The sequence below is a fragment of the Rhodococcus sp. C3V genome (genome assembly GCF_029269915.1).
Taxonomy (GTDB): domain Bacteria; phylum Actinomycetota; class Actinomycetes; order Mycobacteriales; family Mycobacteriaceae; genus Rhodococcus_F; species Rhodococcus_F qingshengii.
Genome location: NZ_JARJBE010000033.1, coordinates 1 through 9876, shown reverse-complemented (window position 1 = coordinate 9876; position 9876 = coordinate 1). Strand labels below are relative to the sequence as shown.

General features: G+C 62.9%; 16 protein-coding genes. 2 read left to right on the top strand and 14 right to left on the bottom strand.

Going from position 1 to position 9876, the window contains the following annotated elements; translation table 11 throughout:
* Positions 1-566: 566 nt before the first annotated feature.
* From P3G66_RS31480 to P3G66_RS31415, 14 genes are all read right to left on the bottom strand, one after another.
* Positions 567-929 carry a hypothetical protein gene (locus P3G66_RS31480; RefSeq protein WP_276117850.1) on the bottom strand — a complete coding sequence of 121 codons (363 nt, stop codon included), beginning with the start codon at positions 927-929 and terminating at the stop codon, positions 567-569.
* 204 nt (positions 930-1133) lie between these two features.
* Positions 1134-1538 carry a hypothetical protein gene (locus P3G66_RS31475; RefSeq protein ID WP_276117849.1) on the bottom strand — a complete coding sequence of 135 codons (405 nt, stop codon included), beginning with the start codon at positions 1536-1538 and terminating at the stop codon, positions 1134-1136.
* A gap of 315 nt (positions 1539-1853) precedes the next feature.
* A complete protein-coding gene (locus P3G66_RS31470) occupies positions 1854-2057 on the bottom strand; it encodes a hypothetical protein (protein ID WP_076949235.1) in 204 nt (67 codons plus the stop codon).
* Positions 2057-2467, bottom strand: coding sequence for a DUF3846 domain-containing protein (locus P3G66_RS31465; protein ID WP_076949234.1), 411 nt, complete (start codon positions 2465-2467; stop codon positions 2057-2059). The genes P3G66_RS31470 and P3G66_RS31465 overlap by 1 nt, the downstream gene beginning before the upstream one ends.
* 362 nt (positions 2468-2829) lie before the next feature.
* Entirely contained in the window at positions 2830-3450 is a 621-nt protein-coding gene (locus P3G66_RS31460) for a hypothetical protein (RefSeq protein WP_276117848.1), read from the bottom strand.
* Between the two features lie 74 nt (positions 3451-3524).
* A complete protein-coding gene (locus P3G66_RS31455; protein WP_276117847.1) occupies positions 3525-3842 on the bottom strand; it encodes a hypothetical protein in 318 nt (105 codons plus the stop codon).
* A 160-nt stretch (positions 3843-4002) separates the two neighbouring features.
* Complete coding sequence (locus P3G66_RS31450) at positions 4003-4149, bottom strand: hypothetical protein (protein ID WP_179090828.1); 147 nt, start codon at positions 4147-4149, stop codon at positions 4003-4005.
* Between the two features lie 231 nt (positions 4150-4380).
* The gene (locus tag P3G66_RS31445; protein WP_076949233.1) at positions 4381-4827 is read right to left on the bottom strand and encodes a helix-turn-helix domain-containing protein; all 447 of its coding nucleotides are present in this window, start codon (positions 4825-4827) and stop codon (positions 4381-4383) included.
* 94 nt (positions 4828-4921) lie between these two features.
* On the bottom strand, positions 4922-5107 hold the full coding sequence (locus tag P3G66_RS31440; protein WP_076949232.1) for a hypothetical protein: 186 nt from the start codon (positions 5105-5107) through the stop codon (positions 4922-4924).
* Between the two features lie 231 nt (positions 5108-5338).
* Positions 5339-5863: a hypothetical protein gene (locus P3G66_RS31435; RefSeq protein ID WP_276117846.1), complete on the bottom strand. Its 525-nt coding sequence runs from the start codon at positions 5861-5863 to the stop codon at positions 5339-5341.
* Between the two features lie 75 nt (positions 5864-5938).
* The gene (locus tag P3G66_RS31430) at positions 5939-6412 is read right to left on the bottom strand and encodes a hypothetical protein (RefSeq protein WP_276117845.1); all 474 of its coding nucleotides are present in this window, start codon (positions 6410-6412) and stop codon (positions 5939-5941) included.
* Positions 6413-6461: 49 nt separating this feature from the next.
* Positions 6462-6671: a hypothetical protein gene (locus P3G66_RS31425; protein ID WP_276117844.1), complete on the bottom strand. Its 210-nt coding sequence runs from the start codon at positions 6669-6671 to the stop codon at positions 6462-6464.
* Between the two features lie 284 nt (positions 6672-6955).
* On the bottom strand, positions 6956-7975 hold the full coding sequence (locus P3G66_RS31420) for a DUF3560 domain-containing protein (RefSeq protein ID WP_276117843.1): 1020 nt from the start codon (positions 7973-7975) through the stop codon (positions 6956-6958).
* Between the two features lie 48 nt (positions 7976-8023).
* Positions 8024-8617, bottom strand: coding sequence for a hypothetical protein (locus P3G66_RS31415; RefSeq protein WP_276117842.1), 594 nt, complete (start codon positions 8615-8617; stop codon positions 8024-8026).
* A gap of 192 nt (positions 8618-8809) precedes the next feature.
* Here P3G66_RS31415 and P3G66_RS31410 point away from each other — a divergent pair, with 192 nt between their 5' ends.
* Complete coding sequence (locus P3G66_RS31410) at positions 8810-9067, top strand: transcriptional regulator (RefSeq protein WP_276117841.1); 258 nt, start codon at positions 8810-8812, stop codon at positions 9065-9067.
* 83 nt (positions 9068-9150) lie between these two features.
* Positions 9151-9747 (top strand): hypothetical protein, encoded by a 597-nt coding sequence (locus P3G66_RS31405; protein WP_276117840.1) that lies wholly within the window; start codon positions 9151-9153, stop codon positions 9745-9747.
* Positions 9748-9876: the final 129 nt, after the last annotated feature.

Sequence of the window (9876 nt, the reverse complement as noted above, 5' to 3'; positions counted from 1 at the left end):
CCAACACCAACCGAATACCGAAACCCACTGACACACAACAACATTCAAAAACACCTAAACGAGCCTCAAAACGAGCCCCACACGACCCGACACCACTCCCCCACACCACCCAACACAAACACCCCGCCGGCCCCCGCCTGCACCCAAAACCGCCGGCGCCCCACACACCCCCAACAACCACCCCAGGGACATGTCATCACCGCAGGTCAAACCCTAAAACACCAACACCGAACCCACCCACACCAACCAAACACACCCCTCGCCGACATCCACCACCCCACGCCAACCAGGGGACGTGTCATCACCGCAGGTCAACACCACAAAACGAGCACACCAGCACACCCCGACGCCGCCGCCCCACTCAACGCGAACGCGAAACCCGCCGCTCCCCATACGCCAACACCGCCATCAACCCCACAATCACAACGGTCTCCACCCACGGAAGCCACGACGGCACAAACCGATCAGAGAACAGCACGAAAGCGCAGGTAACCAGCGTGAGAACACACACCACCCCCAAAACGACACGAAGCACCCACCTGGCCCACTGCGAGGAGAACATGCCGCTACCCCCGATCAACCGGCATCGACCACTCGGATTCAGACGGCGGTTGTCGCCGCCGCGAATAGAACGCCGCACCAATCAACACCCACCCGACGACAGCGAACACCGACGCCGCACCGTCGAACACCACCCGCCCCTCGCGCACGTCGTCGGACGGCGCATACGTACACGAGGACCCGACAACCGGCAGCCACACCCTCGACGCACTCTCCAACGCCACAGCCGAATCGGCTGCACACAGCTCATACGAAGACCGCCCCACCCCCAGGAACGCGAAAGCACCGAACGCCCCCACCACCAACACCAACCCCACACCGAGCAGCACCCACCGACACCACCGCGTCGCTCCCCCGCATGCCATCACCTACGCACCATAAGCCGAGCCGCCACGCACGCCGTTCATTACGTCGAATGGGCCCAGACCCTCCCAGACCTCATCCACCACCAATAACCGGACCCAACCCCCCACAGAAACCCGAAAAGGCCCCTCACCGTGCGGTGAGGGGCCTTTCTGGACCACACAAACTGGAGAGGTCCGGCCCGGTTGCTGCGGGCCGGACCTTTTCGCTCAGACGGTCAAACCGATCGACACAACCCGGTATTCGCTCTTGCTCTCCGGACGGTGCGGCTGGTTCGCACCGGCGTTCTCTGCATTCCATTCAGCGGCACGCTGCACGGCCCTACGGATCGCGCGGCGTTCGGCCTGGTCGAATCCTTCGGGCGCGGCGACGTTCACGGTGAAGACGTCGTCCTTGAACTCGACTCCCGCCGTGGCCTGAACCTCGACCTCGTACGCGTGCGAGTCGTACTCGGAAGGGTTGGGGCGGACCGCGAGAACGCGGTACGTGCCGCTGTCTTCCAGCTTGCGGAGCGCGCGGCGCACGGCCTGATCGAAGCCTTCCGGCGCGGTGACGGCGACATTGAAGGGGGCGACTGCGGCAGCGGCCTGAATGTCGACAGCGTAGGTGTTCATATTTCCTCCTGGAGGTGATCGGATGGGTTTGGTTCGGTTATGCGGTTGCCCGTCAGGATGATTGGGGCTTGGCGAGGGCGGGTTGTTCTCCGCGGTCCTCATCGCCGAACGCTCCGTAACTATACAATAGACGTTTGCATAGTTGCAAATCGGGATCTGCCACGGGCTTCGGGCGAATGAGGGCGGACGGATCGTCGGACGCGGGACGTGTCGTTTCCGCCGGTCAGAGGGCCTAAAGCTCCGACGCCCGAGATGGTGACCGGCCCGGTTGCTGCGGGCCGGTCCCGATCTCGAGGTGCCGCGGAGGGTTGCGCGTCAGCTCGGCGCGAAGGTTTCGGCGGTGGCATCGAACGCGTCGAGGGCCGTCACCGAGATTTCGCTCCGTTCGACGCCGACGAATCCGTCCAGTGTCGCGAGAGCGTCGGCAAGGTCAGCGCGCTCCGGATCGAAGTCCGGGGGTACGTTCACCGTTGCCTGATGAGTGGATACCTCCACCCATTCGATTGTCACGGTTCGCATTACGCGACCACCTCCGTGCCGTTGGCGGCGTCGCGGGAGGCATCGAGCACCAGCAACCCCCCGAAGTCGGCGGTGTTCACCAGCGCGGCGACCTGATCCTCCGAGAGGCTGTGGGTTTCGCCTTCCTGGTCACTGGAGGCGAACAGCACCGTTCCCACATAAGGCTGCCAGCGGAGGCCGTAGGACCTGGCAATGCGGGTCGCGACGCGGTTGACTTCCGGGTTGTCCGTGAACAGCCCCTCGTCGTCGATCCACATATCCAGTCCGGGAGCCAAACGCACGACGTCGAAGTTGCGGCAGTCCAGCGCCTCACGGAACGCCTTGCCGACCCCCTGCCCGTCCGCCTGCAACTCGACGATCGTCGCCTGTCCATTCACGTCGATCTTGACTGCTGTCACCGTGTTCGTCATCTGAACCCCTTCTCTTCCACCAGATTCGGCGGGTGTTTCCGGTGCGAGTTCACCGTTTCAACACGTCCGACTTTACAAAACACTTTTGCAAAGTTCAAGCGGTAGGCACGCTCCCCTCGCCTGCGATCGCGACACCCCGACGCGGGACGTGTCGTCTTGCCTGGTCAAGGCATAAAAATGGCCCGACTCCGTGGAGACGGAGCCGGGCGAGTGACGATTTCGGCGATGGCCGACAATGACCGTGTGGACCGGCCCGGTTGCTGCGGGCCGGTCCACACTTGTTCATCTCGTCGAGTTCACCGCGTGGGCGATCATCGGGACGTGTCGTCCTGCCTGGTCAGAGCTTGTTATCACCAGCTCGACTAGATCCAGGGTTCGTTTTCGCGGCCCTCGATGTACTGACCGCCGGGCGGGTCGTCGTAGGCCGCGATCAGCGCAGTTCGGACGTTGGGCGATGCGGCAGCCAGGTTCTCATCGCGAGTGCTCTTCCAGCCGTCCCAATCGGCCCCTGCGCCTGCGTCGATCGTGTACTCGGTGCCGATGATCGGTTCACCGTCGAGGAATGCATCGACCTCGGTCCCTCCGTCGGGATCACGGACGACGACGAGCTCGAGCGCGGGAGCCGTGCGGCCGTCGTTCGCGTCAGCAAGGCAACCGTCGGTCGTGAGCGCCAACTCTTCGCGGTAATACTTCGCGGCCCGGCGGTCGACTGCATCCCAGTCGACGCCGAGGTGGTCGGCAAGGTGCCGCAGGTCGCCGACGAGGTCGGAGATCGCAGACTCGAAATTGCCGTCCGACTCAGCCTCCTCGACGTACGGAATGAGGGCAGGAACCACGCTGAGCGCGCGCACGGCGCGCGATTCGATCGGGTCGGTCACATCGACCTCCGGGCGCGGCAGATCGTCGCTGTCGGCGTTGACGTACGCGACGAGCTGGGCGGCGGTGCGGATTTCTGCGATCCGGGCAGCGAATGTCTTGGTCATTGGTTTTCCTTCGATCGAGGGCGAGTGGGCAAGCACGTCGGGGCCGTCCAGGCGACGGCCCCGACGTGTGCGGATCAGCTCTTGGTGACTGTGTAGCCGAGTGAATCCGCGAGCATGTGCATCAGCTCTTCACCGTCCGGGAGATTGGCCATCGCCATGCGACCCTTGATCGCTTCGCATTCGTCGGGCTTGCCACAAAGGCAGTTGCCGTTCTCCAGATCCTCGTAATCCGAGCACAACGACTCACCGAAGGATGACGGGTCGACGACCCACGTGTCGGTGCCGCTGAGGTCGCGCATCAGGTAGACCCGGACGCCCTCTTCGATGTAGTGAGTTCCGCGCTCTTCAGCCTGCTCGGAGGGATGTACGAATGCCTGCTCGGTGACTGTCATGGATGATTCCTTTCGTCGTTCCAACATCGCTAACTTTACATAGATGCATTGCATAGTTCAACCCGCGAGAGACGCCGAAACAGGAGTGATTCGGGCGCACCCTCAGCAGGCGGAACGGCAAAGGGCCCCACCGCTTTCGGTGGGGCCCTTGCGCTTTCGCTTAGATGTAGGCGATTTCCTCCTCGGACAACTTGCGGCCGGTGGAGAGTTCCACCAGCGCGACCTTGGCGGACACGAACTCGTCGTGATCACCCTCCGTGACGGCCGTGAAGTAACGCGCCTGAGCTGCTTCGATGGTGTTTTCCATGTCCTTCTCCCTTCGTTGGTGTGACACAACTATACAAAAGACTTTTGCAAAGTGTCAACCCGGAAGTAGTTCCCGGATCAGACGGAAGCCGAGAAAGCGCCGGCGCTTTCGGCGCGGAGACAATTCCCACGCCAGGGACATGCCGTCTGCGCAGGTCAAGGCATTTTTGGCTCAGGAAGCCCGGTCCAGCCGTCATTGCGCGACGCGGGCCGGACCTCGCGCATTCGACCCCTATGCGCTCTTGGCGTTATCGCGTGCTCGCGCCTGTACGACCGACTTCCGAACGGCCCAGGTGTCGCCCACGCGGGTAGCCGGGAGCTTGGCCGACTTGATGGATTTCAAGATGCTCTGACGACTTACGCCCAACTCTTCTGCGGCCTCGCTGACGGATACGAGCGGAGGCAGCTCGGCCGCTTCGGTGAGCCGGTCGAAGTCGGCGGCGGTCAGTACGCGCAGCGACAACAGCGTCGACGGGTACTGCTCGAGGATCGCCAACGCGGTCGTGTTGGCCTGGCGGACGGAGTCGGCGGGCAGCGTGAAAACTACTTCGGTGCGGCCGAGTTCAGAACGCCCCACTGCACCGCCGTAGTCGACAATGGGGTCGATCAACTGCTCGACGGTTTCCTCGTCAAACGGTACGTCGAGTTCGGCGACGACGTTGTACGGCTGTGCGGTCACTGGTCTTGATCCTTTCTGTTGCGGTGCGAGGTTTGGTTGAATGAGTCCGGGTCGGGGATGCCTTCTACATCCCCGACCCTTTCTCATGCACCCACTAGCGTGGCGGCCACTGGAACCCGGTCTGGCGCTTGATCTGCGCCAGTGCGTTCTTCACGGCCCGACGGTCGCTAGCCGTCTTCGAGAACGTCGTGATCATCTGACCGTCTTTGTAGACCATCGGGTGACCCGCTTTCGTGGCGCGGATCTCGAATCCGGCCTTCTCGAGTGCCTTCAGGATCACCTTCGTGTCCTGGTCGATTCCTCTGAATCTCTGTGGCAATCTTCGCACCTCTCTATTTAATTGACAACCCAATCGTAACCGCTAGGTTGTCAATTGACAACCCTTTTGATGTTGCAATCCTCTGAACTGCGGATTTGCGGAGGACCGGCGTCCGTAGATTGGCGCGCCAGCGTGCCCGGAACGCACAACAGGGCTCCCCGACGAGGGGAGCCCTGCTGATTCAGTTCCGCGTTAGATGCGGTCGAGGACGCTTCGCGCGTACTCGCGTACTGCGGGCAGGTCCATGTGGTCGCTGACACCTGCGCTGTATGCCGCCGCGATGGTCTCGGGGTCGGTCGGCTTCCCTGCGGCGGTCAGCTCGTCGACGAGACGGCAGTCGATGCGCACCAGCGCATGAACGGCGTCGCCGATGTCGAAGGGTGACGCGAGTCCGTTCCCGTCGTCGTCGCGCAGCTCGGCGGCGACAGCAGGGAAGAGCTGAGCCGCGCCCGCCTGACCCAGCGGCCCGATTGCACCAGAGTCGTAGTCCGATTCCGCTTCGAGTTGTGCGGCCACGAATGCGGGGGTGATCTGCGCGGCAACACATGTGGCGGGAGCGGCGTGGATCCACGGCGCGAATTCGGCAGGTACACGGACGAGTACGCCGGAATCAATCGCGTCGGCACTCGCGGTGACGGGCGTTGCGAGAAGAGCAGCAACGCCGGTCACCGCTGCCACGAGCACGGCCCGCTTGGAGGCGTGGGTGAGGGTGAACATGCAGTTCCTTTCGGGTAACGGACGACAGGACGGGCCAGCTTCGCCCAATTCAGCTCTCGAACTCCACCGGGTGGTCTACCGCGGGAAGTTGTGGACCTGAACCCGAGCGGGAACGCCACCGCTACCGCCGAAGCCCCATTCGCGTACGGCGTCCTGCACAGGCCCAGGAAGGTCGGCCTCGGCGGCACTGGCCGAGTAGCTGCGATCGGATTCGAGGGTGCAGAGTCCGAGCGCCGGGTTGTGGACGGCGGGATACAGGTACCAGGTGATGCCCTGCGGGGTGCCGATCCATCCCTTGACGTTCCTGGTCACGGCGGTGCCGTCGCTCTCAATCGTGGTCACCGGGGTTGCCCAGACCACCGAGACGAGGGCGTAGAGCGGTACCGCGCTCGCTTCCCCCGCCGGAACGTCCGCACCGGCGAACGGCTGAATCAAACTACCCGGGCGCGGGTGCCCGGGCGAGCTGTAGACGTAGCCGACGACGAGCGCGTCGACACCGTCGACGACGGTGGTGAATCCTGTCCGCGTGTCGAGTGCAGTTCCGGTCATGGGTGACCTCCTGTGTGCGAGTGGATGGTTCGGATACGTCGAGTCAGGCTCAGGCCGCGACGGCGACAGGTGCCGCGACGCGGGGGAAGACATCGAGTGCATCGACATCGCTCATCCGCCGCCCGCCTTCGAGGATCACGTCGAGGCGCATTCTGCGCTCATCGTCGATCGTGAAGTCGATAACTTCGACGACGTTCTTCCGGATCGTTTCGCCGGTGATCATGGTGGTAATCAATTCTGCGACAGTTGTTTTAGCCATGTTGTTGCTCCTCGATCAGATGATTTCGACAAACAGAACTATACAAACATGTATTGCATAGTTGCAAGTCCGGGAATGCCGCGCCGACCTCTCCTCCGTCACCCCGGGGACGTGTCATCTACGCAGGTAGAGACGTGTTTTCGAGGAATGATCGGCGCAAAGAAAATGTCGAGCACCGAGGGCTTGCCTCGATGCTCGACATCACTGCTCAGTGGGGGCCGGCTACTGCAAGGGACGTGTCATCTACCCAGTTCAGGGCAGGTTTTCGCAACGGACAGGACCGGTCAAGCGGCACCTGATTCGACGACACGCTGCCCGTCGACGACAGTGACGGGCTCACTCTTGCTGGTGCGCAGACCGCGAATCGCGTTGTACGCCAACCTATCGGTCCAGTCTCCGCCCACGCGGGACATGACGCTGACCGACTTCGCATTGACTCTGACCACCTCGTACCAACTACCCCCGTGGCGTACGTGGTCACCCTTGACGACAACGTCGCGGCTGTACGGAGTGACCTTCCCGTCGGCGATCTGCTGCTCGCGGACCGCCTTCCAATAGGTGATCTCGTCGTCCAGGTGGTCGATCTCGACGAGCAACTGTTCGCGATAGGCGCCGGTAGCGGCCACGTGGGTCTCGACCTGCTTCTGCCCGGTCTGCTGGTTGGTGTACAGCGTCCTGGTGTAGCCGTCCCGGCTGCGTTCGAGCTTGGCCATGTCAGCGACCAGCCGCTCGATCCTGCGCGCGACCGTAATCGGCCCGTAGCGGGCGTCGGTGGTCGTGGAGGCCGCGTCGGCACGGCCACGAGCTGCGGTGGCCTCACGCTCGGCTTCGACCGCCTTGCCGAACTTGTTCCACGCCTTCTCGATCGCGTTGCGGTGTCGCCGCTCGCTGTGGTGCCCGATCTTGATCGGCTCCCCGCCCTCAGGGAGCGCCCGGTACGCGGCCCGCTCGGCGTTCCATGCAGTTTCGGCGTCACCAGCTCTGCGATCGGCTTTGGCGTCGAGAGCGGCGACACGGTCGGCCTGACGGGCGATCTTGTCGGCCTCGACCTCCGAAGTGGTCCGGTAGCTGGCGTCGATGTCGAGCTCGACGGTGAACCCGGCAGCGCGCAGCGCGGTGGCAGTGGCGCGGATCTGGGCGAGCTTGGGTGCACGGTCGCGAGACTGCGGGATGTACCAGAAGCCAATGTTTCGGGACCAACGCCAACGCTGGGCCTTCAACACGACACCGGTGCCGTCACCTTTCGCGGTGCCGTCGATCAGCGTGCCGTCTTCGGGAGTGTGAGTGATGGTCAATACGGACATACGCGGTCCGTCCTTTCGATCAGAGATTGGGCAGAGGTGGCCCTGAAGTCAGCGCAGGAACCGCAGCGCCGAGCGGGCGATGCGGGCACCTGGGACGGTGCGGGTGGCAACAGTGGCCGCGAGCTTGGCGGCGCGCTTGCCGTAGACGACACCGCGCGAGGGCCGTGCAGATCGCGCGCGTGCCGTGGGCCTGTTTGCGGAGCGTCGAGGCTGTACCGGGGCGGGGGCAGAGTCGGAGTCCAGTTCGCGTTCCCACTCGGCGAAGTGGTCGACCCGAGGTCGCAGCACCTCGTCGCCGGGATCGCGGTCCGGCTCAGCGGCCTCGTTGCGGGCCTCACGTCGATTCTGGCGGCACTCCCGGCCGTTGACCGGGTCGATGTACCTCAGCGGGGTGTGGACGACGAGGTTCTCCGCCAGGCGTGAACGCCAGCATCGCCCCTTGTAGGCGGCAAGGAAGTGACCGGCCAGCCAGAGCGCGACACCGGCGACGAGCACGACCAACCGGGATCCGATCGGATCTCCGGCGACGATGAACACCAACGAGCTGACCACCATGAGTGCGCCACCGAAACGGGCAACCGGTGCGCCGATCTTCCAGACGAGGAGTACCGCGAGTGCAGCGAGAGCGAAGAACATCAACATTCGATTCCCTTTCCAGTAACGCAACTTCCGAACACAACATTACAATAGACGTTTGCATTGTTGCAACTTCGCAAGCTGCCGGGCGATCCCACCAATGGTTTCTACAAAGCAATGCAGGTATGTAAAGTCTCTGACATCAGAGAACAGGCACACCGACTACGGCAGTGCCCCCGAGAACCGAAAGGCGAGAACATGGCAAACCCGAACCGCCTCACTGCCCAACAGTCCGTTGACCTACTCAAAGAACTCACCGGCGACGAGATCAAACCCATGACGTTCCACTCCTACGTCGCCCGTGGCCACGCACCGAAACCCGTGGAGAAGATCGGCAACACACCGTTGTGGAAGCGCACCGAAATCGAGAAGTGGGCCGAGAACCGGCCAGGTCGCGGCGCGCGCACCGATCTGCGTAAGACTCGTCGACGCCCGAAAGACACCGACACCGAATGAACGAGTCGTCCGGCGGACATCAAACCGCGTGGGCCATTTGCGCGTTTGGCGCGTGGATTGCAATCTCAATCGCTCTGGCAACAATGACGGCGTCCACGGGCGTCGGCTATTCCGTCTTACTTCTTCTGCTCCTGGCGGGCTCCCTAGCCTTGTTGGCGTTCTTCAAACGCAAAGCCCTGATCAGGTGGCCCAGCATCGCCGTGGCAACCATCTTTGTTGTCGTCGCTGTGTACGTCGGCTTGATAAACGATCCCAGTGACTCAGATGAACCAACCGCGTTCAGCGCGACGACGAGCGAGCGGCCGACTACGACGACAACGACGCCGCCGCCGATGACTACCCCGACGTCGACTCTGCCGACACCGGCAGGACCTCCACTCCCCCCAGAAGAACAAGTCATCAACGAGTCAAAGTCCGCCGAATTCTTCGACGGCGCACTCCTTCTGGCCAACCAATCCACCTACTCGTCATACGTCGCGCTCACGATCACGACGGACGCAACGTCCTGCACGAGCTATCTCGATGTGGGTGAACGGGCCGTCATCGCAGCGAATGATGCTGGTAACCGCTTTTTCCGGGTGACCGTATTGGAAACGGACCCCGACGCTTCTGCCCGTCTTCGAGTTGAGGATCTTCCGCAGGAGAATTGGCCGGCGCGTTCCCTGTTCTGCCCCACCTAGGGGATTACCTGCCGGGGACGTGTCATCTTCGCTGGTCACAGGCTCTTTATAGTGCAACGCCCCCGCTCCGGAGTGGCGGTTTCAACCGGTCATCGCAACACGAGGTCGGTTTAGTTGGTAGTCAGTAGA